At 71.3% G+C, this 25860-nt stretch carries 20 protein-coding genes and 1 CRISPR repeat array; of the genes, 11 read left to right on the top strand and 9 right to left on the bottom strand.

What is annotated here, in order from left to right; all coding sequences use genetic code 11:
* The first annotated feature begins 77 nt into the window (after positions 1-77).
* Positions 78-1763, top strand: a complete 1686-nt coding sequence (locus BM076_RS09955; RefSeq protein ID WP_093713082.1) for a DUF2637 domain-containing protein — start codon at positions 78-80, stop codon at positions 1761-1763.
* A gap of 101 nt (positions 1764-1864) precedes the next feature.
* On the opposite strand, the gene lysS is transcribed toward BM076_RS09955, so the two are convergent.
* Complete coding sequence (gene lysS, locus BM076_RS09950; protein ID WP_093713081.1) at positions 1865-3610, bottom strand: lysine--tRNA ligase; 1746 nt, start codon at positions 3608-3610, stop codon at positions 1865-1867.
* Between the two features lie 232 nt (positions 3611-3842).
* On the opposite strand from lysS, the gene argS reads away from it, so the two are divergent.
* The 3 genes from argS (at position 3843) to BM076_RS09935 (ending at position 7447) form a co-directional block, all read left to right on the top strand.
* Entirely contained in the window at positions 3843-5627 is a 1785-nt protein-coding gene (gene argS / locus BM076_RS09945) for an arginine--tRNA ligase (RefSeq protein ID WP_093713080.1), read from the top strand.
* A gap of 124 nt (positions 5628-5751) precedes the next feature.
* A complete protein-coding gene (locus BM076_RS09940) occupies positions 5752-6321 on the top strand; it encodes a TetR/AcrR family transcriptional regulator (protein ID WP_093713079.1) in 570 nt (189 codons plus the stop codon).
* A gap of 169 nt (positions 6322-6490) precedes the next feature.
* Positions 6491-7447, top strand: coding sequence for an SDR family NAD(P)-dependent oxidoreductase (locus tag BM076_RS09935; RefSeq protein WP_093713078.1), 957 nt, complete (start codon positions 6491-6493; stop codon positions 7445-7447).
* A gap of 43 nt (positions 7448-7490) precedes the next feature.
* Here the strand turns inward: BM076_RS09935 and BM076_RS09930 are convergent, their stop codons facing one another.
* Complete coding sequence (locus tag BM076_RS09930; protein WP_093713077.1) at positions 7491-8057, bottom strand: DinB family protein; 567 nt, start codon at positions 8055-8057, stop codon at positions 7491-7493.
* 326 nt (positions 8058-8383) lie between these two features.
* Between BM076_RS09930 and BM076_RS09925 the strand changes: the two genes are divergently transcribed.
* On the top strand, positions 8384-9598 hold the full coding sequence (locus BM076_RS09925) for a cytochrome P450 family protein (RefSeq protein WP_093713377.1): 1215 nt from the start codon (positions 8384-8386) through the stop codon (positions 9596-9598).
* Positions 9599-9681: 83 nt separating this feature from the next.
* Here BM076_RS09925 and BM076_RS09920 read toward each other — a convergent pair whose 3' ends face one another.
* Positions 9682-10290 carry a dihydrofolate reductase family protein gene (locus BM076_RS09920; protein WP_245795934.1) on the bottom strand — a complete coding sequence of 203 codons (609 nt, stop codon included), beginning with the start codon at positions 10288-10290 and terminating at the stop codon, positions 9682-9684.
* A gap of 174 nt (positions 10291-10464) precedes the next feature.
* Between BM076_RS09920 and BM076_RS09915 the strand changes: the two genes are divergently transcribed.
* Positions 10465-12453 (top strand): S9 family peptidase, encoded by a 1989-nt coding sequence (locus BM076_RS09915; protein WP_093713075.1) that lies wholly within the window; start codon positions 10465-10467, stop codon positions 12451-12453.
* A gap of 70 nt (positions 12454-12523) precedes the next feature.
* Here the strand turns inward: BM076_RS09915 and BM076_RS09910 are convergent, their stop codons facing one another.
* The 3 genes from BM076_RS09910 to BM076_RS09900 all read right to left on the bottom strand — a co-directional run bounded on the left by BM076_RS09910 (position 12524) and on the right by BM076_RS09900 (position 18349).
* The gene (locus tag BM076_RS09910) at positions 12524-15913 is read right to left on the bottom strand and encodes a lectin (protein ID WP_093713376.1); all 3390 of its coding nucleotides are present in this window, start codon (positions 15911-15913) and stop codon (positions 12524-12526) included.
* Positions 15914-16611: 698 nt separating this feature from the next.
* A CRISPR array of direct repeats spans positions 16612-16945; the repeat unit is 29 nt; unit sequence CTGCTCCCCGCGCACGCAGGGATGGCCCC.
* Positions 16946-17014: 69 nt separating this feature from the next.
* Positions 17015-17746: a 3-keto-5-aminohexanoate cleavage protein gene (locus BM076_RS09905; RefSeq protein ID WP_093713074.1), complete on the bottom strand. Its 732-nt coding sequence runs from the start codon at positions 17744-17746 to the stop codon at positions 17015-17017.
* 60 nt (positions 17747-17806) lie between these two features.
* Positions 17807-18349, bottom strand: coding sequence for a GNAT family N-acetyltransferase (locus BM076_RS09900; RefSeq protein WP_093713073.1), 543 nt, complete (start codon positions 18347-18349; stop codon positions 17807-17809).
* 126 nt (positions 18350-18475) lie between these two features.
* Between BM076_RS09900 and BM076_RS36535 the strand changes: the two genes are divergently transcribed.
* Positions 18476-18625, top strand: a complete 150-nt coding sequence (locus tag BM076_RS36535; RefSeq protein WP_177246395.1) for a hypothetical protein — start codon at positions 18476-18478, stop codon at positions 18623-18625.
* A gap of 145 nt (positions 18626-18770) precedes the next feature.
* Entirely contained in the window at positions 18771-19598 is an 828-nt protein-coding gene (locus BM076_RS09890; RefSeq protein WP_093713071.1) for a DUF4253 domain-containing protein, read from the top strand.
* Positions 19599-19617: 19 nt separating this feature from the next.
* On the opposite strand, the gene BM076_RS09885 is transcribed toward BM076_RS09890, so the two are convergent.
* Positions 19618-20034 (bottom strand): ATP-binding protein, encoded by a 417-nt coding sequence (locus BM076_RS09885; protein WP_093713070.1) that lies wholly within the window; start codon positions 20032-20034, stop codon positions 19618-19620.
* Between the two features lie 114 nt (positions 20035-20148).
* On the opposite strand from BM076_RS09885, the gene BM076_RS09880 reads away from it, so the two are divergent.
* The 3 genes from BM076_RS09880 to BM076_RS09870 all read left to right on the top strand — a co-directional run bounded on the left by BM076_RS09880 (position 20149) and on the right by BM076_RS09870 (position 22494).
* Positions 20149-20982 carry a helix-turn-helix domain-containing protein gene (locus BM076_RS09880; protein ID WP_093713069.1) on the top strand — a complete coding sequence of 278 codons (834 nt, stop codon included), beginning with the start codon at positions 20149-20151 and terminating at the stop codon, positions 20980-20982.
* Positions 20982-21197 carry a DUF397 domain-containing protein gene (locus BM076_RS09875; protein WP_093713068.1) on the top strand — a complete coding sequence of 72 codons (216 nt, stop codon included), beginning with the start codon at positions 20982-20984 and terminating at the stop codon, positions 21195-21197. Before BM076_RS09880 ends, BM076_RS09875 begins: the two co-directional genes overlap by 1 nt.
* 85 nt (positions 21198-21282) lie before the next feature.
* Positions 21283-22494, top strand: coding sequence for an acyltransferase family protein (locus BM076_RS09870; RefSeq protein WP_093713067.1), 1212 nt, complete (start codon positions 21283-21285; stop codon positions 22492-22494).
* Between the two features lie 50 nt (positions 22495-22544).
* On the opposite strand, the gene BM076_RS09865 is transcribed toward BM076_RS09870, so the two are convergent.
* Together BM076_RS09865 and hemB are read right to left on the bottom strand one after the other, a co-directional pair.
* The gene (locus tag BM076_RS09865) at positions 22545-24662 is read right to left on the bottom strand and encodes a P-loop NTPase family protein (RefSeq protein ID WP_143120546.1); all 2118 of its coding nucleotides are present in this window, start codon (positions 24660-24662) and stop codon (positions 22545-22547) included.
* A gap of 111 nt (positions 24663-24773) precedes the next feature.
* Positions 24774-25760, bottom strand: a complete 987-nt coding sequence (hemB, locus tag BM076_RS09860) for a porphobilinogen synthase (protein ID WP_093713065.1) — start codon at positions 25758-25760, stop codon at positions 24774-24776.
* Positions 25761-25860 lie beyond the last annotated feature (100 nt).

Below are 25860 nucleotides of genomic sequence, written 5' to 3'. Positions count from 1 at the left end.
CGCCCGCGCGGCGGTGGCCGCCAGTGGGGCGGAGCCCGTCAGTTGGGGCAGGAGCCAAGGGGTAGGAGGGGTCGCGGGTGGCCGCGATACGTTTGACCCGGACGCACCGCGTTCTCATCGGAGTGGTCGTCACCGGTGCCGTGGTGATCGCCGCGATCGGCTTCGCCGGTTCGTACGCGGCGGTCCGCTCGCTCGCCCTGGACAAGGGCTTCGGCTGGTTCGCGAACGTCTTCCCGATCGGCGTGGACGCCGGCATCGTCGTCCTGCTCGCCCTGGACCTGCTGCTGACCTGGCTGCGCATCCCGTTCCCGCTGCTGCGGCAGACCGCCTGGCTGCTGACGGCCGCGACGATCGCCTTCAACGGCGCCGCCGCCTGGCCCGACCCGCTCGGCGTCGGCATGCACGCGATCATCCCGGTGCTGTTCGTGGTGTCGGTGGAGGCCGCGCGGCACGCGATCGGCCGAATCGCCGACATCACCGCCGACAAGCACATGGAGTCGGTGCGCATCACCCGCTGGATCCTCGCGCCGGTCCCCACCTTCCGGCTGTGGCGCCGGATGAAGCTGTGGGAGCTGCGCTCGTACGAGGAGACCATCCGGCGCGAGCAGGACCGGCTGGTGTACCGGGCGCGGCTGCGGGCCCGGTACGGCGTCGCGTGGCGCCGCAAGGCCCCGGTCGAGGCGATCATGCCGCTGCGGCTGGCGAAGTACGGGGTGCCGCTGGCGGAGACGGCGGACGCCGGGCTGGAAGCGGCGGGCATCGAACTCACCCGCCCCGCCAAGGAGTTGACCGCCGGACCGCGGAAGGCCGAGGGCGCGGAGGGTACGGAGGGCGCGGACGCGAACGGTGCCGCCGCCGGGGCCGCCGGAAGCGCCATGAACGGCACGGTGAACGGATCGGTCAACGGCGGCCTGAACGGCCGTCAGAACGGCGCCGTGAACGGTGCGGTGAATGGTGCCCTGAACGGCGCGGTGAACGGGAACGCGGGCGGGCACCCGAACGGGGCCGTCAACGGGAACGGCGCGGGGAACCGAATACCCGACCTGGCGGAGGAAGCGGCCGCGGCGATCGCCGCCGCCGAGGCCGACCGCCTGCGGGGCGGCCAGGTCCCGCAGTACGCGCAGTACGAGCAGTACGAGCAGTACAACCAGCAGCCGTATCCGCCGGCGGACCTGCCCGGCGCGCACGACAGCCCGTGGTTCGTCGCCCAGCAGCTCCAGGCCCAGCAGGACGCCCAGGCCGAGCAGGCGTTCTTCGCGCGGCAGCAGTTGCAGCAGCAGATGGAACTGCAACAGCAGCAGTTCGAGCAGCAGCAACAGCGGTACGAACAGCAACAGGCCCAGCAGTCACAGGTGCAGCAGTCGCAGGTGATGGTCCCGGCCGGGCCCAACAGGTCGCGTCCGCTGGGCGGTTCCGGCCTCAACGGGAACGCGGTGGCTCAGGGCCAGCAGCGTCCGGCGCCCGAATTCGCCGGGGAGCCCGGGCCGGAACCGGAGCCCGAGGCCGAACCCGTTCCCGAACCGCCGATCGAGTACGTCTCCGACCTCCAATTCCCCGACGGCATCTCGCAGGACGAGGCGTTCTTCGGCGCCTACCGGCGCTACGTCCGCGAGCACGGGATCTTCCCCAACGCCCGGCAGTTCGCCCGCTACCTCTCCGACATGTACAACGGCACCGCGCCGGAGGAGCGCGATCTGGTCACCGTGCTGCGCGACCTGCGCTACCGCTTCCAGTCCGAGTCGGACACCGAGCACATCCCGTAACCGGGGCGCCCTGCACGCCCGCGCCCGGACAGCGAAGGGCCGGGGTCGGGTCCGCGTGCACGGCCCGCCCCGGCCCTGTCGATGCTAGTACGTGCTGGCCGTCAGGCCCCGGCGCCGAGCAGCGTCCGCACCCGGTCCGCGCCGACGGCGAGCAGCAGCGTCGGCAGCCGGGGGCCGGTGTCCCGGCCGACCAGCAGCTCGTAGAGCAGCGCGAAGAACGACCGCTGGGCGACCTTCAGTTCCGGCGTCGGCTTGGCGTCCGGCTCAAGACCGGCCAGCACCTTCGGCACCGCGTAGACCAGCGTGGTCAGCCCGTCCAGCGACCAGTGCGCGTCCAGGCCGTCGGTGAGCAGCTTCAGCCCGGCCAGCTCGTCCGCGCCGAGCGCCGCCAGCCGCGCCGTGTCCGGCTCGGCCCGCACGACGGTGCGCTGCTCGGCGGGCACCTGCGTGGTGATCCACGCCTCGGCCCGGTCAAGACGCGGGCGCACCTCGTCCAGCGAACCGATCGGCCGTTCCGGGTCCAGCTCGGACAGGATGCGCAGCGTCTGCGCCTCCGCGCCAGCGGTGATGTCCGCGACCGACGCCAGGGTGCGGTACGGCAGCGGCCGGGGCGTACGCGGCAGCTCGCCCGCGGCGGTCCTGGCCGCCCGGCCGTGCGCGGCCAGGTCGGCCGGGAGCGCGGTGCCCTCGGCGACCTTCCGCTCCAGCGCGTCCCACTCGTCGTAGAGCCGCTGGATCTCCTGGTCGAAGGCGATCTTGAAGGACTGGTTGGGGCGGCGGCGGGCGTAGAGCCAGCGCAGGATCTGCGGTTCCATGATCCGCAGCGCGTCCGCCGGGACCGGGACACCGCCCTTGGAGGACGACATCTTGGCCATGCCGGAGATACCGACGAAGGCGTACATCGGGCCGATCGGCTGCTTGCCGCCGAAGATCGGGCCGACGATCTGCCCGCCGACCTGGAAGGACGAGCCGGGCGAGGAGTGGTCGACACCGGACGGCTCGAAGATCACGCCCTCGTAGGCCCAGCGCATGGGCCAGTCGACCTTCCACACCAGCTTGCCGCGGTCGAACTCCTCCAGCCGGACCGTCTCGCCGTGACCGCACGCGCATGTGTACGTCAGCTCGGTGGTCTCGTCGTCGTACGCCGTGACCGTGGTGAGGTCCTTGCCGCACCGCGCGCAGTACGGCTTGTACGGGAAATAGCCGACGCCGGAGCCGCTGCCGTCGTCCTCGGCCGCCGCGCCCGAGCCCTCGGCGGCCTCCAGCTCGGCGGCGTCCACCGGCTTCTGGGACTGCTTGGCGCCGCCCTTGCCCGCCTTGGCCGGGTCCTTCTTCGTCCGGTACTGGTCGAGGATCGCGTCGATCTCGGCCCGGTGCCGGACCGCGTGCAGGACCTGCTCGCGGTAGGCGCCCGCGGTGTACTGCGCCGTCTGGCTGATGCCGTCGTACTCGACGCCCAGCTCGGTGAGCGCGCCGGCCATCCGCGCCTTGAAGTGCTCGGCCCAGTTCGGGTACGGCGACCCCGCGGGGGCGGGCACGGACGTCAGCGGCTTGCCGATGTGCTCGGCCCAGGAGTCGTCGATGCCGGGGACGCCGGCCGGGACCTTGCGATACCGGTCGTAGTCGTCCCAGGAGATCAGGTGCCGCACCTCGTGGCCGCGGCGGCGGATCTCGTCGGCGACGAGGTGGGGCGTCATCACCTCGCGCAGATTGCCGAGGTGGATCGGGCCCGAGGGGCTGAGCCCGGACGCGACGACAACGGGTTTCCCGGGTGCGCGGCGCTCCGACTCGGCGATGACGTCGTCCGCGAAACGGGAGACCCAGTCGGCCTCGGTGCTCTCAGCCACGGTCCTCTTCTTCCTGGGGTTCTGGGGGGCTGTCCTTCGCCGTCGATTCTCCCAGACATCCGGGGCCCGCTCGCCAGCGGATAACGCGGCCTGTGGAAAACCACGGAAAACCCCCGGCCTGTGCCCGGCCTGTGGAAAACCCGCGCGGCCCGACCGGCCGCCCGTGGGACACTGGCATCCGGCCGCCACGCACGGCGGTCCCCGCTATCCACGACACACGGAACGGCACACCATGGCCTCGGTCACCTCCCTCTCCGCTTCACTCCAGCAGCGCGTCTCGGCCGCCCTCGCGGCCGCCGTGCCGTCGGCCGACGGTGCCGACCCGCTGCTGCGCCGAAGCGACCGGGCCGACTTCCAGGCCAACGGCGTGCTGGGCCTCGCCAAGCGGGCCAAGGCCAACCCGCGGGAGCTGGCCGCGGCCGTGCTCGCCGAGCTGCCCGCCGACGGCCCCGAGGGCCTGATCGGCGAGATCGAGGTGTCCGGGCCCGGCTTCCTGAACATCTCGGTCACCGACCGGGCGATCACCGGCAATCTCGCGCTGCGGGCCGCCGACGACCGGCTCGGCGTGCCCTTCGCCGAGCACCCGGGCATCACCGTCATCGACTACGCGCAGCCGAACGTCGCCAAGGAGATGCACGTCGGGCACCTGCGGTCCTCGGTGATCGGCGACGCGATCGTGCGGATCCTGCGGTTCAACGGCGAGAAGGTGATCCCGCGGCACCACATCGGTGACTGGGGCACCCAGTTCGGCATGCTCGTGCAGTATCTGATGGAGCACCCGGCCGAGCTGGAGAGCACCCCGCGGGCGGCGGACAGCGCGGAGGCCGGCGAGGCGTCGATGTCTCGGCTCGACCGGCTCTACAAGTCGGCGCGGACACTGTTCGACTCCGACGAGGAGTTCAAGGACCGGTCGCGCAAGCGGCTGGTGCAGCTCCAGGCGGGCGACGAGGAGACGCTGCGGATCTGGCAGTGGCTGGTGGACGAGTCGCTGATCTACTTCCACTCCGTCTACGACAAGCTCGACATCGAGATCGAGGACGAGAACGTCGTCGGTGAGTCGGGGTACAACGACATGCTGGTGGAGACCAGCGACCTGCTGGAGAAGTCCGGTGTCGCGGTGCGGTCGGACGGCGCGCTGTGCGTGTTCTTCGACGACATCAAGGGCAAGGACGGCGAGCCGGTCCCGCTGATCGTCCGCAAGTCCGACGGCGGCTTCGGCTACCCGGCGACCGACCTGTCCGCGGTCCGGGACCGGACACAGAATCTGCACGCCACCACGCTGCTCTACGTCGTGGACGCCCGGCAGGCGCTGCACTTCCGGATGGTCTTCGAGACCGCCCGGCGGGCGGGCTGGCTCACCGACGACGTGGCGGTCAAGCACATCCCGTTCGGCACCGTGCTGGGCAAGGACGGCAAGCCGTTCAAGACCCGGGCGGGCGAGAGCGTGAAGCTGGAGGACCTGCTGGACGAGGCCGTCGAGCGGGCCACGGCGGTCGTGCGGGAGAAGGACGTCAAGGGCGAGCTGACGGACGCGGAGATCGCCGAGCGGGGTGCCGAGGTCGGCATCGGCGCGGTGAAGTACGCGGACCTGTCGACCTCGCTCGGCCGGGACTACGTCTTCGACCTGGACCGGATGGTCTCGCTCAACGGCGACACGAGCGTCTACATCCAGTACTCCTACGCCCGGATCCGGTCGATCTTCCGGCGCGCGGGCGACGCGAAGCCGGTGCCGCACCCGGAGCTGCCGCTGGCCCCGGCCGAGCGGGCGCTCGGGCTGCTGCTCGACGAGTTCGCGGAGACGCTGGACTCCACGGTGGAGACGTACGAGCCGCACAAGCTGGCCGCGTATCTCTTCGCCGTGGCGTCGGCCTTCGCGACCTTCTACGAGCAGTGCCCGGTGCTGAAGGCGGAGAGCCCGGCCGAGGTGGAGAACAGGCTCTTCCTCTGCGACCTCACCGCCCGGACGCTGCGGCAGGGCCTGACCCTGCTCGGCATCCACACGCCCGAGCGGCTCTGAGCCGGGCCGCACGGGCGGCGCCGGCCGGGCTGCGCGGGCGGGCCGCACAGGCGGGGGTCGGGGCGAGTCGGTCCCGGCCCCTCCCGAAGTTGACTGACTGAACACTCTCCTACATACTCGACGCATGCCCCGCCCCAGGAGTGACGACAAGCGCGCCGCGATCATGTCCGCCGCGACGCGGATCGTCGCCGCCCAAGGGCTGGGCGCGGCGACGGCGGCCATCGCCAAGGAGGCGGGCGTCTCCAACGGCTCGCTGTTCACCTACTTCGACACCAAGGCCGACCTCTTCAACCACCTCTACCTGGAGCTGAAGTCGGACATGGGCGCCGCCGCCCTCGGCGGCCTGCCCGACGGCGCCGGCCCGCGCGAGCAGCTGCTCCACATGTGGACCGGCTGGCTGCGCTGGGCGATCACCCAGCCCGACAAACGCCGGGCCCTCGCACAGCTCCAGGTCTCCGACGAGATCACCACCGCCACGCACGAGACGGCGAGCCGCGCCATGGCCGGGGTCGCCGTGATCATGGAGCGCGGCCGGGAGAACGGCCCGCTCAAGGACGCACCGCTCGCCTTCGTCATCACGCTCGCCAACGCCCTCGCCGAGGCCACGATCGACTACGCCCTCAAGGACCCGGAGAACGCCGAGACGCACGGCCGGTCCGGCTTCGACGCGCTCTGGCGCATCTTCGGCGGCTGACACCTCCACCCCGCTCCGCCCCGGCCCCCGGGGAGCCCGAGCACCGGCCCACGACCATGAATGACTGACTAGTCAGACATCAACCGGCCCACCCATCCACTCACCCACGCACAGACGCACAGACACGCAGACGCACCCACCCACCCGCACCCCGAGGAGCGACCCGCCCATGTCCCCCACCGCCCGCACCCCCCGCCCCGGCGGCACCGGCACGCCCGCGCCGGCCGCGTACATCGTCACCGGGCCGACCTCCGGCATCGGCCGCCGCGCCGCGCTGGAACTGGCCGAGCACGGCACCGTCGTCCTGGTCGGCCGCAGCGCCGACCGGCTCGCCGAGGTCCGCGAGGTCATCGAGCGCCGCGGCGGCACGGCCGTGGCCGTCGTCTGTGACCTCGCGGAACCGGCGAGCGTACGGCGCGCCGCCGCGGAGATCGTCACGCTCGGCCTGCCGATCGCCGGCCTGCTCAACAACGCCGGCATCGCACAGGTCGCCCCGACCACCAACTCCCTCGGCTGGGACACCACCTTCGCCACCAACCACCTCGGCCCGTTCGCCCTCACCGAGGCACTCGCCCCGCATCTGCCGGACGGCGCCCAGGTGCTCTTCGTCTGCTCCGGCGTCGAGGACCCGACGCGCAAGCCCGCCGTGATGGCCGGTTTCCGCGGTGGCCGCTACGTCTCCGCCGAGGCGAGCGCGCGCGGCGAGTGGGAGCCCGGCGGCTCCAAGCTGCCCGGCGGCGACGCCTATGCCACGTCCAAGCAGTGCTCGCTCGCGACGGTCCTCGCCTTCTCCCGCGAGCTGCCCCGGCTGCGGATCAACGGGGTCGAGCCCGGCTTCAACCCCGGCACCGGCCTCGGCCGCGACAGCAACCTGGCGCTGCGGCTGCTGGGCCGGTTCGTGCTGGCGCCGCTCGCGCCGTTCATCAAGTACTGGAGCACGCCCGGGACCGCGGGCCGCGTCATCGCCCGCATCCTGACCGACGGCGGCGACCGCCCCACCGGCACCGGCGTCTACTACGACGAGAAGGGCAGGCCGATGCGCGGGTCGGCGCTCGTCCACGAGCCGGAGTTCGACGACCGCGTGGTGGCGGAGACCCGCGCCCTGCTCGCACAGGTCCCCGCCTGACGGCCACGCCGACCGGCCGCAACTACGGCCGTGACCGGGGGAGTTACTGCCCGACCCGCCCGTCCACGCACTCCCGCAGCAGATCGGCGTGCCCGCAGTGCCGGGCGTACTCCTCGATCCGGTGCACGAGCAGGTCGCGGATCGCCACCTCGTCCTTGCCGACCCGCTCCCCCAGGTCGGGGTGGGCGGCCAACACCGCGTCCGTGGCGGCCTGTTCGCGCTCCAGGTCGGCGTAGGAGGCGGCGACCACGGCCGGGTCGGCGACGGCGCCGTCGAAGTCCGCGTCGCGGACCCCGTAGATCTTCGGCTCCGGCTCGCCGTCGGTGAGCCAATTGCGCCAGTCGCGTTCGACCTCGGCCAGGTGACGGACCAGGCCGAGCAGCGACATCGTCGACGGCGGCACCGAACGGCGCGCCAACTGCTCGGCGTCCAGGCCCTCGCACTTCATCCGCAGCGTCATGCGGTAGCTGGTCAGATAGTCGAGCAGGGTGGCCGCCTCGCCCTCCGGGCTCGGCCCGTCGTTCTCGCGCGGGTCGTCGTCCGGGTCCGTCCACATGTCGGGATAGACGGTCGCCCGGGTCCACCGCTCCCTCGTACGGTCATCGCTCATAGGGCCATGCTGCTGCGTACGGCGCCGCGCCCGCCACGTATTTAATCCGCGAACGTCGCCGCTCGAACCCATTAAGGAACACGTCCGACAATCCGCGAGGCGAACCGCGGGACGAATTAAGGAACACGTCCGAATTCCCGTGGTCGACCACGTGAATCAGCCACTCCCCCTAAGATCGAAAAGGCGCGGGAGAGCACCTCGGCTCCGATATCCGCATTCGGAAGAACCGCCTCCGGGCCGCGCGTCCATGGCGTGACAGTCGCGTTCCGCGTATTGCCCTTCAGGGCATCTTTTATTGCCCGAGAGCCGTTGTTATGGTGCCGGGCATGAAAACCTCGGAAACTCTGACCCCATTATCGTTCGACCACTTCGGCCAGAACCAGCACGAGGAGAACGTACGCCTGCGGGCGGCCGGTCCGGTCGCGCTGGTGGAACTCCCCGGCGGCGTTCCGGCCTGGGCGGTCACCCACCACGAGACGCTCCGCCAACTCCTCGTCGACCCGCGGGTGTCCAAGGACCCGCGGCAGTGGCCGCGCAACACCGAGGGCCGGCTGCCCGACAAGTGGCCGCTGGAGAACTTCGTCAGCCTGCCCGGCATCCTCACCCGGGACGGCGCCGAGCACCGCCGGCTGCGCGCCCTGGCGGGACAGGCCATGACGCCCCGCCGCACCGCCGCCATGCGCCCCCGCATCGAGGAGCTGGCGCACCAACTGCTGGACGCCGCGGCCGAACGCGGCGGCGAGTTCGACCTGCGCGAGGACTACGCGCTGCCGCTGCCGGTCAAGGTGATCGCCGAGCTGCTCGGCCTGCCCCCGATGGACGGCGAGCGGCTGCGCGCACTGTCCGACGCCGTCCTCACCAGCCATCCCGCGGCCAAGGGCAACCAGACGCAGGTCGCCCAGGACCAGCTCCTCGGCCTGCTCGCCGAGGCCGCCGCGACCAAGCGGAAGAACCCCGGGGACGACCTGACCAGCGCGCTGATCGCCGCCTCCGAGGAGGGCGACAAGCTCAGCGAGGACGAGATCGTGGTCGTCATGCTCACCGTGCTGGTGGGCGGCCACGAGACCACCGTCAACCTCATCACCAACGCGGTACGCGCGCTGCTCCACAACCCCGCGCAGCTGGCCCGCGCGCGGTCCGGCGAGGTCGGCTGGGACTCGGTCATCGAGGAAGTCGTGCGCTACGACTGCCCGGTCGGCCACTTCCCGCTGCGTTACGCCATCGAGGACATCCCCGTCGGCGACGTGGTGATCCGGCGCGGCGAGGCGCTGCTCGCCTCCTACGCGGCGGCCGGCCGCGACGCCCAGCAGTTCCCCGACGCCGACACCTTCGACGTCGGCCGCCCCAACACCCGCCAGCTCTCCTTCGGCAACGGCCCGCATTTCTGCATCGGCGCCGGCCTGGCCCGGCTGGAAGGCGACATCGCGCTGCGCATCCTCTTCGAGCGTTTCCCGGAACTGCGCATGTCCCGGCCCTCCGGCTGCCCCGTGCAGTCCTTCATCATCAACAGCGCGAGCGAACTCTGGGTCTCGGGCGAATAGCCCTTTCCCTTAAGCGAGTTCACCGCAATCACCGACTCAGGACCGGCGCGCGGTGCCGCAGTGGTGCGCGGCACCGCCGTCGCTCAGGACAGCACGCGGTAAGTCACGTGTGTGACCGAGTCCGCCGCTCGCGACTCCACCTGTTCGAGATTGAGTGAGGGCACGCCGTCGAACAGCCGCGTGCCGGCGCCGAGCGTGAACGGCACAATGTGCAGCCGCAGTTCGTCGATCAGACCCGCGGCGAGGTACTGGTTGACGGTGGTCGCACCCCCGTGGACCGACACGTTGCGGCCGCCTGCCGCCTCGCGGGCCTGTCGCAGCGCGGATTCGATGCCGTCGGTGACGAAGTGGAACGTGGTGCCGCCGTCCATCGGTTGCGGGTCGCGCGGGTGGTGGGTGAGCACGAAGACCGGTGCGTGATAGGGCGGATTGTCCCCCCACCACCCCTTCCACTGCCGATCCCACGCGCCGCGTACGGGGCCGAACATGTTGCGCCCCATGATGAAGGCGCCGGCCAGTGTCAGCCGGTCGAGCTCGGCCTGCCGCCGCTCCGGGGTTTCGAACATCCAGCCGTGCAGCCTGTCGCCCCAGCCGTCGCCGGCGTCGTCGCCGAACGGACGCTGCTCGGACTGGTTGAGCCCGGCCGAGTACCCGTCGACGGAGATCGAGAGATCGCAGGTCACCTTGCCCATGTGTGCGGTCACTGTGCAGTCCTCCTTGTGGCGACTCTTTCGTTACCGGGGCAGACCGTTCCGGGCCCGCGAACTCATCGCCCGGCCGTACCGCCCTTCCCGGCGGGCGCGGCCGCACGGGGGAATTTATTCGAACACCCGTTTGATCCGCGGCCTCCCGGGCAGGGACAGGGCATGGGGTTCGTCGAGGGTTTTCCGGAGCAGTTGGTGCGGACGCGCGGGTTCGGGCTGGGGGTGCCCGGGGGGTTCGTGGTGGGGCCCGGGGGGCGGACGGTGGTGTACGGGCGGAGCCGGGACGGGGACGATCCGGCCGGTGGGTTGTGGGCGCTGGACGTGACGGAGGGGAGGGAAAGGCTGCTGGCGCGCTGGGACGGCGCGGGAGCGTACGCCGCGGACCGGGCCGTACGACGGGTCGCGCTCGTGGTGGGCGGGGAGCTGTGGACGGTGGAGGTGAGCGGCGGGCGGGCGCGGCGGCTGGCGGCGCGGGAGCCGGTGAGCGAGGCGTGCCCCGATCCGTCGGGCGAGCGCATCGCCTACATATCCGGCGGCGATTCGCTGCGGGTGATCGAGTGGGACGGCACCGGGGACCGCCCGGTGGCGGAGCCCGCACCTGGCGAGGAAGGCGTGAGCTTCGGCACGGCCGGCTTCTGGTGGGCGCCGGACGGCGCCCGGCTGCTGGTCGCCCGGGAGGACACGGCGGCCGTCCCGCTCTGGTACGTCGCGGACCCGGCCGAGCCCGCGGCGCGCCCCCGCGCGGTGCGGTACGCGGCGGCGGGCGGCCCGCTGCCCGAGGTGACGCTGTGGATCACCGGCACCGACGCGGCGGTCGGCGCGACCGAAGTCCGCTGGGACCACGGCGCGTTCGCGTATCTGGCGGACGCCGGCTGGGACGCGCACGGCCCGTACGCCACGGTCCGCTCCCGCGACCAGCGGACGGTTCGGATGCTGGCCGTCGACACGGCCGACGGCCGTACGCACGCGCTGTGCGAGCAGCGCGACGCGTGCTGGGTGCAGCCGGTCCCCGGCCTGCCCGCGCGCGCCCGCGACGGCGCCCTCCTCGCCCACGCCGACCTGCGCGGCACCCGCCACCTGACGGTCAACGGCGTCCCGGTCACCCCGCCCGGACTCCAGCTGCGCGCGCTGCTGAGCGCGGACGACGACGAGATCCTCTTCAGCGCCTCCGAGGACCCGACCGAGACCCACCTGTGCACGTACGCCCCCGCCACCGGCCTGACGCGGCTCACCACCGAACCCGGTGTGCACGACGGCGTCCGCCGCGGCGGCACCCTCGTCCACCTCAGCGGCGGCCACGCCGCCGTCCGGCGGCAGGCCGAGGCGCCCGTACCGATCGAGTCCCGCGCCGAGACCCCCGTCCTGGAACTGCGCACGACGTCCCTCGTGCTCGGACCGCACGACATACGCGCCACCCTCCACCTGCCGTCCTGGTACGAGCCGTCGAGCGGGCAGGAGCGCGGGGGGAAGCTGCCCGTGCTGCTCGACCCGTACGGCGGCGCCGCCCGCCAGCGCGTGACCGCCGAGCCGGACTGGCGGTCGCTGGTGGCGCAGTGGTTCGCCGAGCAGGGCTTCGCGGTGCTGGTCGCGGACGGCCGCGGCACCCCGGGGCGCGGCCCGGAGTGGGAACGGGCGGTGCACGGCGACTTGTTCGGCCCGGTCCTGGAGGACCAGATCACGGCGCTGCACGAGGCGGCGGCCCTGCACGACGCCCTCGACCTCACCCGCGTCGCGATCCGCGGCTGGTCCTTCGGCGGCGCCCTCGCCATGCTCGCCGTCCTGCGCCGCCCCGACGTCTTCCACGCCGCCGTCGCCGGCGCCGCCGTCACCGACTCGCTGCTCTACCACGCCGAATGGCGCGAACGTTTCCTCGGCCACCCCGACCTGTACCCCGAGCGGTACGAGGACGCCTCCCCGATACGGGAGGCGTCGGCGCTGACCCGCCCGCTGCTGCTGGCACACGGCCTGCTCGACGACAATGTGCACCCCGCGCACACCCTGCGCATGTCCGCCGCCCTCCTCGCGGCGGGCCGCCCGCACGAGGTGCTGCTGCTGCCGGGCGTCGGCCACCGCCCCTTCACCGCACCCGGCGGCGACCAACTCCTGCGCCACCAGGCCGAATTCCTGCACCGCCACCTCAGCGGACAGTAAAGAAGTGCCGCACCGCCCGGGCCGGAACCCGGGCCGTACGGCACCCCTGTCACAGGAACAGAAAGAAGCGTCAGCTCCCGTACCCGATCGCGAACAGATGCACCGTGCCGGAGGCACCCGTCACCGGCAGCGTCAGCGACGCCACCGTCTTCGACGGGTCGATCGGCACCTTCACCGAGAAGACGTACGCCTTGACGTTGTCGCGGCCCCCGTCCCCGGTGTTGCGGTAATCGGTCGTGACCGCCGTCGTGCTGCCCGGCAGCGGCTTGCTGGAACCGCCGTTGAGCGTCCAGTCCGCGAAGGTCACGGTCGCCTTGGCGGTGCTGCCGTCGGTGTACGTGACGGTCAGGTCGCCGGGGACACCGCTGCCGTCGGTCGGCGCGTTGGTGGCCGAGCCGAGCAGCCCGAGGAAGGCCCCGCTGCTGCCGGACGGCTGCGGAATCGTCTGCCCGCCGACCTCCAGGTTGTCCGGCTGCCCGGACCCGATCGTCGGCCAGGCGTACGTGATGCCGTCCGCCGTCACCTTGCCGCCGCTGGTCACGCCGGCCGCGGTCATGGCGTTCTGCGAGTACGCCCAACCGCCGTCGTCGAAGCCGCCGGAGAAGTGCGTACCGTCCGGGTACACGCCCTCGTTGGTCTCGTACGGCCACAGTTCGCCGGGCTGTGCGACGGCCACCCGCAAGGTGGCGCTGCCGACGGCCGCGCCACTGGTGTGGTCGGTGAGCGCGAAGGCCACCGAATACGTGCCCTCCTTCGTCCCGGCCGTCACCGGCACCTTGACCTGCGCGGTCGCGGAGGCCGGCACGGTCACGGACCCGGCGGACGTACCGAGGGTGACGCCGGACGGCGCGGTCGCCGTCCAGTCCACGGTGACGGCCTTGGCGCCGAGGTTGGTGACCTTCAGCGTCGCCTCACCGCTCGCGCCGGGCGCGACGATCAGCCCGTCGCTGCTCGGCCCGGTGGCCGCGAGCACCCGCCCGCCGCCGGTGGTGTCGGACGGCGGCACCGCGTCGGCACCGGTCGCCCACGAGGTGCTCGGCCGCGTGGAGAGCGCGAAGTCCAGCGTCTTGGCCGACTTGAACTGGCCGAAGGTCAGCCACGCCTTGCCGTACTCCTTGCCCTTGACGTCCAGCGCCTGCACGTACGGCGCGTCCGGCGCGGCCTGCGGGGCGTTGATCGCGACCTGCTTGCCGTTGCCGAAGGTGACCTTGGCGACGGGGAAGGCCGGGCTGCCGAGCGCGAGCGTGTCCGTGCCGGGCGTCTCCGGGTACATGCCCAGCGACGACCACACGTACCACGAACTCATCGCGCCCAGGTCGTCGTTGCCGAACGACCCGACGGGCGCGTTGAAGTAGAGCTTGGTCTGCGCCTGCCGCACCGCGTCCTGCGTCTTCCACGGCTGCCCGAGGTAGTCGTACTCCCAGGGGATCTCCAGGCTCGGCTCGTTGGACAGGTCGGCGTTGGTGCCGCCGGGCTCGCTGATATCGCTCAACAGGCTGTCCAGGTACGACGCGTACGCGTCCGTGCCGCCGCGCGCGGTGATGAGCTGCTGGAGGTCGAAGGGGACCATCGGCGTGTACTGCGCCGACGTGCCCTCGACGAAGCCGTTGGACGTGCCCGGGGTGAAGCCGCCGGCGAAGCTGCCGTCCTTGTTGCGGCCCTGCATGTAACCGGTCTGCGGGTTGAAGACGTTCATCCAGTCCTGCGCGCGGGTCGCGAACTTCTTGTAATCTGCCGTCTTCCCCAGGGACTTGGCGAAGGACGCGAGCGCGTAGTCGGCGCTGTCGTACTCCAGCTGTGTGGAGACCGGGCCGTAGAAGTTGCAGCAGCCGTAGTCGTTCTCGTCCAGCGGGAGGTAGCCCTTGGCGTCGCGCACGGCCTCGCCCGGCCGGTCCTGGTTGGGCGAGGTGGCCTCGTGCTCCATCGCCTCCAGCGCGTGCGCGGTGTCGAAGTTCGTGGCCCCGAAGGCGTACGCGTCGGCGATGATCGAGGCGCCCGGGTCGCCGACCATGACGTAGCTCTCACCGTTGTTGGACGCCCACTTGGGCAACAGACCCGTCTGGTCGTAGCCGTTGAGCATCGAGGTGACGACGTCACCGGTCTGCTTCGGCGCGACCAGCGCCATCAGCTGGGTCTGCGAGCGGTAGGTGTCCCAGCCCGAGTAGTTGGCGTACTGCGCCTTCTGACCCTTCGTCAGCTTGTGGACCTGGTTGTCCATGCCCATGTACTGGCCGTTGTCGTCGGAGAAGACGTTCGGGTGCAGCAGCGCGTGGTAGAGCGCGGTGTAGAACTGCACCTGCTGGTCGTGGCTGCCGCCGCCGACCGCGACGCGGCCGAGCACGTCGTTCCAGGCGTCCTCGCTCGCCTTCTTCAGCTTGTCGAGGTTCCAGCCGCTGATCTCCTTGGAGAGGTTGGCGGTGGCGTTGTCGTCACTGGTGTACGAGATGCCGACCGCCGCCGTGACCGCCGTGGAGGAGGCGGTGTCGAAGGTCAGATACATGCCGTTGGCGCCGGTGACGGGGGCGGCGGCGTTGCTCTTCGCCGAAGTCCCTTCCTTGGAGGCGGACTTGGCACCGGACGCCGACGGGTGCACGACCGGCGACGGCGAGGACGGCACCGTGAAGTGCTTCTCGTGCAGCGCCGCGCCCTGCGAGGTGTCCTGCTTCGGCGCGGCCGTACGGCCGGCGGTCAGGGCTTTGGCGTTCGGGTTGATCGTGCCGCCGACCCACGTACCGCTGGTGGTGAACGGCCGGTTGAACTTGATGTCGAAGTGCAGCGTGTAGCGGTTGCCCGCGCCGCAGAAGTGGCCGGAGTCCACGGACCCGCTCACCTCGCGGTTGCTGACCACTTTCACCCGCGTGCCGTCGACCTGCGTCGCGCCGCCGCTCAGCTTCAGCAGCAGATTGCCGGGCGCGCCCGCCGGGAAGGTGAAGCGGCCCAGGCCCGCGCGGGTGGTGTCGGTCAGCTCCGTCGTGACGCCGGCGGCGTCCTTGACCGTGTACGAGCCGAGCGCCGCCGTCTCGTCGGTGTGCTTGAAGCCGGCCGTGGTGTCGGAGAGGTTGCCCGACAGGGCGCCGGAGACCGGCAGGATCGGTACGTCACCGGCGACGTCGCAGCCCGGGCCCGAGACGTGGGTGAGGCTGAAGCCGGAGATCTTGGTGCTGTTGTACTCGTAGCCGCCGCCCTGCGCGCGGTGCGGCGTGGTGTCCGGACCCCACTGCATCATGCCGAACGGCATGTCGGGGCCGGGGAAGGTGTTGACCGCGCCCGAGGTGCCGATCAGCGGATTCACCAGCGCGGCGGGGTCCTTGACCAGGGGTGGGGCCGAGGCGGCGATCGCGCTGTCCAGCGACTGGAGCGGCAGGGCCGCCAGGCCCAGGAGGGAGGTCACGACGGCGAGCCGTCGCAGCTTTCTGCCGCTGCGCGAGCGGGTGTGAGGAGGGTTGTCCGGGCGACGCATGGGGACCATCGAAAGTGCCTCCGCGACTTGTTTGTGGCGATGACAACGTTGCCAGACCTGCACGACCGCTGAGTCAACGCTTCTCGCTGACGCCATGTCAATGGTCGTGCCCCATGCCCCGGTAAAGCCTCGCGCCACGCGCTACGGCCGCCCGCGGCGGCGATACGCCCGGAGACGGGCACCCTGACAGCGCATCAGCGGCCCCAGGAGCACCACGACCAGGACGTCGATAGCCACGGGATCTCCTCGGGTCCGGGCAGGCCGGGCTCGGACGGTGCCGGCGTCAGTGCCGCTGCCGGAGGGCCCCGGGGTGCGGATCGGCTCCGCGACCGGAGCGGAGGTCAACGCCACCGACGAGCAACCTTCGTCCGCTTGCGGGGTGCTGCCCGATGACAGGTGCGGAGGGCACCCTGGTCCTGTGCGACAGTTGCGAGCCGTGCCCATGACGCTGACGCTGCCCCACGTCCTCGTGACCCGTCGCAGAAGGACGGCTGCCGGCGGGACGGGTGGATTCACATGCAAGCGTGCGATGACGCCAGCGCGGCTCTTGAGCAAGCGCCCGGCGCTTCCCCCATCGGCCGTACGCTGTTCGCTGGGGCACAATGTGTCGACGCCGTGCGGGATTTGCGCCTTTGCGGCTTCCTCCGAAGTTGGTTCCACCCGGCCCGTGGCGACACAATGCCCCCAGGTCAAGCAGTCTGCTCCCCGCGCACGCAGGGATGGCCCCTGGCCACGCCCTTGACCCGGTAGGACGCCCGCCTGCTCCCCGCGCACGCAGGGATGGCCCCGGCGGCACGGCCGACTCCTTCGTCACCGTCATCTGCTCCCCGCGCACGCAGGGATGGCCCCGAGTGGGAGCGCGAGGAGCGAACTGTCGGCGCCTGCTCCCCGCGCACGCAGGGATGGCCCCAACGGCGGCGGAGTCTCGACCGCCAAGATCGACTGCTCCCCGCGCACGCGGGGATGGCCCCGTACGGACCGCCCTGCACCTGATCGGTCACGCCTGCTCCCCGCGCACGCGGGGATCGTCCGGTCTGGGGAGGGTTGGCCGGCGAGGAGCGAGGCGGCGGCCGCGCGGGCGGTCGATGGGTGGAGGGGCCGCTACGGCGCGTTCTGCGGCCGGCACCGGCAAATGTCGTGGGCCGCGCGGACGAGGGCGGCGTTGTCCGGGGCGGGGGTGCCGTCGGGGAGGTGGAGCACGTCTTCAAGGCCGATGCGGGCGTCCAGGCGGCGGGCGGCCGCGAGCCGCAGGACGGGCCACGCGGCGGCGTCCTCACCGTGCAGGAGAATCGGCGCGAGCGCCGGTCCGAGGTCGTCCAGCAGGCCGGCTGCCGCCCGGAGCGCGTCCCGCGGCGAGGTCTCGGTGACCTCGGCCAGCACGCGCAGGACCCGGCGGGACCCGGACCAGTCCAGGAAGCGCCGCGCCGCGGACGTACCGGAGTAGATGCCGGCCTCGACGCCGATCCCCCGGTCCAGCAGGGCGGCGGCGACCTCGGCGGCGCCGTCCTCGTGCCAGTTCACGGAAGCGTGGTCGGGCAGGACGGTCCAGGACCGGACCTGCGCCGCGCGGGCGCGCGGGTCGGGCGTGGCCCACGCTCCGGTCGTGACACCGACCGGGACACCGGGGACAGCACGCCGTACCGCGTTCACAGCGGCGGCGACGGCGGCGGCTTCCAGCGTGTCCTGACCGTCGCGGTCCTTGGGGTGCAGATGGATGTCCTCGGCGCCCGCGGCCACGGCCTCACGAGCCGCCGCGGCCAACTCCTCGGCGGTCACGGGCAGACGGGAACACTCGGCGCGGTTCCGCGAACCGTTCAGGCAGACCTGGATCATGGCGCTCATTGTGCGCGTCGCCCGATGACCGCGCTGCCGCGGCGCCGGGGAGGCACAGCCCTACGGGACCGGGTGACGTACGCCGAACCACTGCTCCGCGCCGTATTCCTCGAAGCGGGCCGCCTCGGTGAAGCCGAGTTTGGTGGCGAGGCGGAGGGACGGGGCGTTGGCGAGCTGGGTGGTGAGGACGATGGGCTCGCCGGGGAAAGTGGCGTCGTACCAGGCGAGAGCGGCGGTGCAGGCTTCGAGGGCGTAGCCGTGGCCCCAGGCGTGGGGCAGGAACATGTAGCCGAGTTCCGCTTCGTCGCCGCCGGGCAGGACGTGGCCGGGCCGGTCGGCGGGACGCCGGTCGAGCAGCTGGACACAGCCGATCATGGTGCCGTCGAGTTCGACGACGAAGAAGCCGGGCCGCTGCCCGGGGACGGCGGGCACGGCCCGCTCCAGGTCCTCGCGCGGCTGGGCGCCGCCGACGTACGTGCCGACCTCCGGCGAGGCGGACAGGTCGATGCACCGCGGCCGGTCACGCGCCTCGGCGACGCGCAGGACGAGGCGCTCGGTACGTATCGGCTCGGGCGGCCAGACGGCGGCGTCGCGTGAGGTCATGACGGGAAGCTACCGCACACCCCGGCGCCCAACCGGGCGAAAGTTGGCATATGCGGATACGGGACCGGGAGGGGCGTGGAAGGGATGGAGGCGTCCCGTCCCCACACGATCAACAGGAGTTACGCCATGCGCAAGTTGTCCGCCCGGATCGTCGCCGTCGCGGCCCTCGCGATACTTGCCCTCGCGTCCGTCACGGGTACGGCCTCGGCCACCGCGCCCGTGCGAGCGACGCCCCCCTCGACGCACACCACCCATGGCCTGGGCGTGGGCCTCTGACGGCTGACGCACTCGGGGGGCCCGGCGCCTGACCGCCGGGCCCGGCACCGTCCGTACGCCCCGGATCCCGTCCCCACGGTCCGGGGCGTACGACGGCGGAGCCGGCGAAGCCCGAGTGTCAGTGGCCGGCCCTAGAGTTCGGGGCATGGCGATGCTCCCGAACCCCCTGCCCCACCTGGCGGCCGACCCGACCGGCGCGGCCCTCGACCTGCGGCTGCCGCCCGGCTCCCTGGTGGACACCACGCACGAGGGCCGCTGGCACGAACCGCTGCTCTGGTACGCGGACGGCCCCGCGACGGCCGATACGTGGCGGAGCCTGCTGCCCGCGCGCACCGCGGGACTCCAACCGGTGCTGATAGAGGCGGGAGCGCCGCATTCGAAGGGCCCCTCCGGCTGGGACCTGATGCCGGATCTGACGTCCTACCCCGGCGACCACGACGCCGAGGAAGTCCTGGCCGGCTTCTGGACCGACCTGCTGGAGGACGTGGCCGAGGAGGGCGAGGAGGACGACGTCCTCGCGCCCTACGGCACCCAATGGCCCGGCCTGGCAACGGCGTTGGCGCCCGCCGTCGACCCCGACGAGGCCGCCGCCGCGATCACCGCCGACCTCGTCACCACCGACTGGCTGGAGAAGCCGCACGCCGCCCTCGTGCACGCCCGCCGCAGCGCCGACATACCGGCCGCGCTCGGCTGGAGCGGCCCCCTCAACTACGAGAACGACCCGGCCCGCCTCTGCGCCGTCCTCCGCTCCTGGGAGGACCGCTTCGGCATACGCGTCGTCGCCCTCGCCTTCGACCGGCTCACCCTCACCGTCGCCGCTCCCCCGCGCACCCAGGAGGAGGCCGAGGCCGTCGCCGCCGAGCACTACGCCTTCTGCCCGGACAACATCGACCAGGGCACGTACGAGACGCTGCGCGAATACGCGGCCAAGGCCGTGCTCGACGTCCACACCTGGTCCTTCTGGTGGGACTGACCCGGCCTTGACCCTACGGTCAGCGGGCCGCGAACTCGCACCACACGATCTTGCCCGGATCGCGGTCCGCCACGTCCCACTTGTCCGCCAGCGCGTCCACCAGCACCAGCCCGCGCCCGCACTCCGCCTGGTCCCGGCCCCGCTCCGGCCCCTCCGCCATGTGCGGCCGCCCGCCCCCACTGTCGTGCACCTCCACGCGGAGGGCTCCGCCCAGGTCGCGCCGCAGCAGTAACAGGAACCCCCTCCCGGGCGGCACCCCGTGCAGCAGCGCGTTCGTCGCCAACTCGCTGACACAGAGGAGGACTTCGTCCTCCCGGCTGCCGTATCCCCACTCGGTGAGGGCTTCCCGCGCGAACTCCCGCGCGGCCGGCACCGACCGCCGCTCCCTGCGGTAGAACCGCTCCCGGTGGTGGGTGTGGATGACGTCTTCGCTCATGAAGCTCAGCGTCGCGCAGCGTGATCGCGGTATACCAGAGCTGTTACTCGTACACGTGCGGTGTACGGGTAACGGCCGATACGTGTCGGGTGGGAGTGGGGTAGTTACGGTCCTATGGCACCTCGCAAACGGCGTCCGCCGAACAAGAAGAATCCGAGTCCCTTCGAGGCTTTGGGGTTGCTGTTAGCCCATTTCCGCGTCGTGGCGGGCCACACCCAGGCGGAGCTGGCGCAGACGCTCATCATCAGCGAGAGCAAGCTCGCGTCGATGGAGCAGGGACGGCGTCCCCTCACCCTGACGATGGCCCAGGAGCTGGACCGCATCCTTGAGACCAAGGGCGCCTTGGAGGTTTCGGTCAGCAATCTCCCCGAGGTGGACGAGGCCATCCCGACCTTCGCGGCGGAATTCATCGAGTTGGAGCGCGAAGCTCTCGCATACAGCTCGTACCAGAACCAGGTGCTGCCCGGCCTTCTCCAGACCGAGGAGTACATGCGGGCCGTGTTCCGCGACGACACCCCTACGCTCACCGAAGAAGAGATCGAGTTCCGCGTCACCGCACGTCTGAAACGGCAGGAGATCCTCCAGGGCAGGATCCCGCCAGCCGCCAGTTTCGTGATCTCTGAGGCCACTCTGGTGGACCGGATCGGCGGCGACGACGTCTGGCGCAGGCAAATGCGCCACCTGCGCGAATGTGCTGACGTACCGGGCATCACCATCCAGGTCCTGCGACTAGGCCGGACCACGCACGCAGGGCTCGACGGACCCTTCGTTCTGTTGGAGACACCAGACCACGATCATCTCGCCTACGCTGAAACTCAGCGCGGCAGCCTGATGGTTCACGACCCAGACGGGGTCAGCATCCTGGCTCGCAAATATGCGATGCTGCGCTCTCAGGCCCTCAACCCCGAGGAAACGAAGGGCCTGTTGGACCGGCTGCTAGGAGAGTAATGAGCGCCCCACTGAAGTGGTTCAAGTCCAGCTACAGCGGCAGCCAAGGCGGCGACTGCGTCGAGGTCGCGGCCCACCCGGCCGCCGTCCACGTGCGGGACTCCAAGGATCCGGAAGGACCCACCCTCACTTTCGCACCCGCCGAATGGTCCGCTTTCGCAGCTTTTGCCGCCGCTCACGCGGCGGACATCGCTGGACCAAACGGGCAGGTTTAGCACAGAGAAGACATATTTTCGGGGCGTAGGGTAGGCGGATTCGATAGTTCCCCCACCGTCGAACAACCGCTAGGAACGCCCGTTTATGACCACCTTTGTCCGTGAGGAAACAGCCGCGCTCGAAGGCTCGATCGAGCCCGCAGCGGACCCGGGGCGTCGGGCGACGCCCGCCGGGAGTCCGCCTGCGGGTGGCGAGCGGCCGGGTGCGGCCCGGACACGGCTGTACGTTCTCGACGGGCTGCGGCTGGTCGCGGCCCTGATGGTGGTGATGTTCCACTACATGGGGTTCGACGACTGGTTCGAGTCCCCGTGGGGGAAGTCGTCGCGCGATACGTTTCCCCAGGTGCACGAGGTGGCCGGGTACGGCTGGCTCGGGGTGGAGCTGTTCTTTCTGATCAGCGGGTTCGTGATCTGCATGTCGTGCTGGGGGCGGACGCCGAGGCAGTTCGCGGTGTCACGGTTCGTACGGCTGTACCCGGCGTACTGGTTCGCGATCGCGGCGACGACGACGGTGCTGGTGACGCGGCCGGGCGGCACCGACCTGCCCGCCTCCGACGTGCTGACGAACTTCTCGATGTTCCAGGAGCTGCTCGGCGCGCGTGATGTGGACGGCGTGTACTGGTCGCTCTGGGCGGAGCTGCGCTTCTATCTGCTCTTCGCGATCGTGGCGGTGATGGGGCTGACGTACCGCCGGGTGGTCGGCTTCTGCGCGGCCTGGCTGCTGCTGGCGGCCATCGCCTCCTCGTCGGACATCGGGCTGCTGACGCTGATCGCCGTGCCGCAGTACGCGGCCTTCTTCGTCGGCGGCATCGTCATCTACCTGATGCGGCGTTTCGAGCCGAAGCCGGTGCTGTGGCTGATGCTCGGGGCGTCCTGGCTGCTGGCGCAGAACCAGCTCCCCGGACTCGTGTCGGACGCCGAGGCGTCGACGCACACCAATCTGTCCTGGTGGTGGTCGCTGGCCGTCGTCACCGTCTTCTACGCACTCGTGCTGGGCGCGGCCCTCGGCAGGCTGGACTTCTTCAACTGGCGCTGGCTGACGGTCGCCGGCGCGCTGACGTACCCGCTCTATCTCCTGCACGAGGACATCGGCTGGGAGATCATCCGCCACACGCACGACGCCCTGCCGCCGCGCTACCTCGTCCCGGTACTGGTCGCCGCAATGCTCGGCGCCGCCTGGCTCGTCCACAAGTTCGTGGAAAAGCCGTTGGCGAAGGCCCTGAAGACGTGGCTGACGCCGGCCGGCGAGAAGACCCCGCGCCGCGATCGGGAACGCCTTCCCGGGCAGACGTCCTGACGACGTCCTGACGGACCGGATCGGCGGCCGAGGGGCGGCGGGCCCGGCCCTCACACCGAATCCGCGGCCCCCGGAACGCCGGCCCGGGCCGCCGCGACCGCCGCGTCCTCCGCCGCGTCGGCGATCGCCCGCAAGCTCGCGATGATCTCGCTCGCGCGCTCCTCGACCGGGCCGAGCCGCAGGACCGTCTCACGGCTGGCGACGCTGTCAGGCGCCGCGACGCGGTCCGCGATCTGCGCCAGGGTGCGTTCCAACCGGTGCCGGTACCGGACGAGGTGCGCCTCCACGGCGTCGATCAGCGTGTCGGCCTGTTCCTTCGCGGCCGCGACGAGGCTGTCCCTGATCCGATCGGCCTGGCCGTCGATGAGCTGCTTGCGGTAGGTCCGCGCCTTCTGCAGGGCGGATTCCCGTTCCTTCACCACATCAGTGATCTTCGCCATCGCGATGGCGGCGGCGACCGTCGCGGCGACCGGGAACGCCACCGCCGCCAGACTCAGGCCGGCAAGCCCCATCGCGACTCCGCCCACGACCGGGCTCACCACGCCCATGGTGGTGGCCGCGGTCTTCACGACGCCGTAGGCGCTCATCGGCTGACGCCCGTCGTTCGAGAGGAGAACGGCGCGGCCGTCGAACGCCTCCCAGGCGACCAGTTGCGACTCCCTCGTGTCCGTGCCGCGAATGAGCCGGAGCCCCGTCGCTGCGCGGTCGTTGAGCCCGGCGAGCTGTCGCTGCCAGGTCTGATCGGGCCCTCCGGCAGCCGCGATCCACTCCGAGAAGATCTCCACCTGCCGGACGTTGATCTCACTGACGTGCTCGGCCTTGAGATCCCCGGAGTCGATCAGATCGTCCAGGCCGGCGTGCAGCGCCGCCGCCAGACCGCCGAACGAGCGGCGCACCGTGCGCAGAGCGCCCTCCGACTCGTTGCGCAGTTCCGACAGGACCTTGTCCGTCTCCCGCTTCACGCGGTCCAGTCGTTCGCTCACGATGTGCTGCTGGCGGTCCAGATCGGCCACCGACACCCGGTGGGTGGCCAGGGTGTCCGCGATCGGCCTGCGCAGCCGACGGACGAGCCTCATCGCCTCTTCCGCGACGTCCGCCAAGTGCCGCTGTCCGGCCCCGCCCTCGATCACGTCGGTCAGCCGGCGGCGCAGCTCGTCCATCCTGCTGTTGCGGCCCACCGCGTTTCCGCCCGTGCCGGAGTCCGCGCCCACGGCGTCGGCGTGCACGGCTTTCGCCTCCAAGGCCGGCGACACCGGCAGGAATCCTTCGCCGATGAAGCGGTGCACGGCGTCGGACGAGTTCCCGAAACGGTCGCGCAAGTACTCGTCGCTCTTCTCCTTGACGATCTTCCACGCCTTGCGGCCGTCCTCCGCCTGCTCCGCGCGGTCGATCCCGGTGAGCACCCACAGGACCTGCCGCCCGGTGCGCAGATGGTACGCGTACAGATCCCGCATCAGGTCGAGGTCGTGCGCGTCCGGGCCCGCCGTGGCATGGCTGACGTAGATGAAGCAGTCCGCGTGGTCCCACGCCTCCTTCATCACGACGTCCAGCTCTTCGTCGGCGCCTCCCGCGCCGGGCAGGTCGTAGAGCTTGGCAGGCAACCGGTAGCGGGACAGGAGGAGTTCGATCTGCAGCACGACGCGGCCCCGGTGCTCGGGCAACCGCTTCGACTGATCGCCGTCCACGGCCCCGTACGCCGCCATGACCTCCGCCGACGGGTTCGGACCGACGTCCGTCCACGGCGAGTTCCACGGGGAGTCGGCGAACTGCACCCGCAGGAAGCCCCGTCCGGACGCGTCGTTCGGTCCGTCCGCCTCGACCGGGACGACAGTGGTCGGGCAGGCCGTGGTGGCGTTGACGCCGATCGGCAGGACACCGTCGTAGCTGTCCTGGAGGTCGCCGTCCTCGTCAGTGGTGAGACTGTACGTGAGGCCGCCCTGCAACCCGCTGATCAGGAAGCTCTTGCCCGCCGACTGCCGGCCGACCAGCCCGACGTTGAGCCGACCGGAGAGCGAGCGGGTCCGCAGGCCGCGCAGCCTGCGGACCTCGGCCTCGATCTCCGCGGCGGGCAGCGCCCGTTCACCCAGTGCGCGAAGACCGCCCACCCACGTCTCGGCCAGGCCGAGAACCCCGGAAAGCTCATCCCGCATCTCGTCGATCGATCGCATGGCCAAGGTGTAGCGCACGCGCGACGGCGTGGTCACGGATAGCTGCGAAGAGTGCCGGAACCGTGACGGGACGTCGGACGACGCTTGTCGCGGACCGACCGGCGGCGGACCCTACAGGCGCTGGGCGACCTCGGTGGCCCAGTACGTGAGGATCATGTTCGCGCCCGCGCGGCGGATGGAGGTCAGGGTCTCCATGATCGTGCGGTCGCGGTCGATCCAGCCGTTGGCCGCGGCGGCCTCGACCATCGCGTACTCGCCGGAGATCTGGTAGGCGGCGACCGGTACGTCCACCTCGTCGGCGACCCGGCGCAGCACGTCGAGGTAGGGCAGGGCGGGCTTGACCATGACGATGTCGGCGCCCTCGTCCAGGTCGAGCGCCAGCTCGCGCATCGACTCGCGGAGGTTGGCCGGGTCCTGCTGGTACGTCTTGCGGTCGCCCTTGAGCGAGGAGTTGACCGCTTCGCGGAAGGGGCCGTAGAAGGCGGAGGCGTACTTCGCGGTGTACGCGAGGATCGCCACGTCCTGCTTGCCGATCTCGTCCAACGCGTCGCGCACGACGCCCACTTGACCGTCCATCATGCCGGACGGGCCCACCACGTGGACGCCCGCGTCGGCCTGGACCTGGGCCATCTCGGCGTAGCGCTCCAGCGTCGCGTCGTTGTCGACGCGGCCCTCGGCGTCCAGGACGCCGCAGTGGCCGTGGTCGGTGTACTCGTCCAGGCACAGGTCGGACATCACCACGACCGTGTCGCCGACCTCGGAGATCACATCGCGGATGCCGGCCTGGAGGATGCCGTCCGGGTCGGTGCCGGCGCTGCCGACCGCGTCCTTCACCTCGGGCACGCCGAAGAGCATGATGCCGCCGACGCCGGCGGCCGCCGCTTCCGCCGCGGCCTTGCGCAGCGAGTCGCGGGTGTGCTGGACGACGCCCGGCATCGAGGAGATTTCCTGCGGGGCGGTGATTCCCTCGCGGACGAACATCGGAAGGATCAGCTCCGCTGGGGAGAGCCGGGTTTCCGCCACCAGGCGGCGCATTGCGGGGGTCGTCCGCAGACGTCGCGGGCGGGCGCCCGGGAATTCGCCGTACCGGCTGCTCATGCCGCACTGCCTTCCATGAGGGTTCCTTCTCTCCCACGGTACGCCCGTGCCGGCCATGCTCTTCCCGACTCCGAGTCGGCGAAGGTTCCCCCTCCGGGGC

The organism is Actinacidiphila alni (assembly GCF_900112845.1).
GTDB lineage: Bacteria > Actinomycetota > Actinomycetes > Streptomycetales > Streptomycetaceae > Actinacidiphila > Actinacidiphila alni.
Note: the sequence above shows the minus strand (reverse complement) of the source record. Positions and strands in the feature narration are given on the sequence as shown.

Coding starts and splice junctions, on each gene's coding strand:
- BM076_RS09880 (WP_093713069.1), top strand. CDS start 20,149: ATGGCACCTCGCAAACGGCGTCCGCCGAACAAGAAGAATCCGAGTCCC.
- BM076_RS09905 (WP_093713074.1), bottom strand. CDS start 17,746: ATGATCCAGGTCTGCCTGAACGGTTCGCGGAACCGCGCCGAGTGTTCC.
- argS (WP_093713080.1), top strand. CDS start 3,843: ATGGCCTCGGTCACCTCCCTCTCCGCTTCACTCCAGCAGCGCGTCTCG.
- BM076_RS36535 (WP_177246395.1), top strand. CDS start 18,476: ATGCGCAAGTTGTCCGCCCGGATCGTCGCCGTCGCGGCCCTCGCGATA.
- BM076_RS09930 (WP_093713077.1), bottom strand. CDS start 8,057: ATGAGCGATGACCGTACGAGGGAGCGGTGGACCCGGGCGACCGTCTAT.
- BM076_RS09920 (WP_245795934.1), bottom strand. CDS start 10,290: ATGGGCAAGGTGACCTGCGATCTCTCGATCTCCGTCGACGGGTACTCG.
- BM076_RS09890 (WP_093713071.1), top strand. CDS start 18,771: ATGGCGATGCTCCCGAACCCCCTGCCCCACCTGGCGGCCGACCCGACC.
- hemB (WP_093713065.1), bottom strand. CDS start 25,760: ATGAGCAGCCGGTACGGCGAATTCCCGGGCGCCCGCCCGCGACGTCTG.
- BM076_RS09910 (WP_093713376.1), bottom strand. CDS start 15,913: ATGCGTCGCCCGGACAACCCTCCTCACACCCGCTCGCGCAGCGGCAGA.
- BM076_RS09935 (WP_093713078.1), top strand. CDS start 6,491: ATGTCCCCCACCGCCCGCACCCCCCGCCCCGGCGGCACCGGCACGCCC.
- BM076_RS09875 (WP_093713068.1), top strand. CDS start 20,982: ATGAGCGCCCCACTGAAGTGGTTCAAGTCCAGCTACAGCGGCAGCCAA.
- BM076_RS09885 (WP_093713070.1), bottom strand. CDS start 20,034: ATGAGCGAAGACGTCATCCACACCCACCACCGGGAGCGGTTCTACCGC.
- BM076_RS09925 (WP_093713377.1), top strand. CDS start 8,384: ATGAAAACCTCGGAAACTCTGACCCCATTATCGTTCGACCACTTCGGC.
- BM076_RS09915 (WP_093713075.1), top strand. CDS start 10,465: ATGGGGTTCGTCGAGGGTTTTCCGGAGCAGTTGGTGCGGACGCGCGGG.
- BM076_RS09870 (WP_093713067.1), top strand. CDS start 21,283: ATGACCACCTTTGTCCGTGAGGAAACAGCCGCGCTCGAAGGCTCGATC.
- BM076_RS09940 (WP_093713079.1), top strand. CDS start 5,752: ATGCCCCGCCCCAGGAGTGACGACAAGCGCGCCGCGATCATGTCCGCC.
- BM076_RS09900 (WP_093713073.1), bottom strand. CDS start 18,349: ATGACCTCACGCGACGCCGCCGTCTGGCCGCCCGAGCCGATACGTACC.
- BM076_RS09865 (WP_143120546.1), bottom strand. CDS start 24,662: ATGCGATCGATCGACGAGATGCGGGATGAGCTTTCCGGGGTTCTCGGC.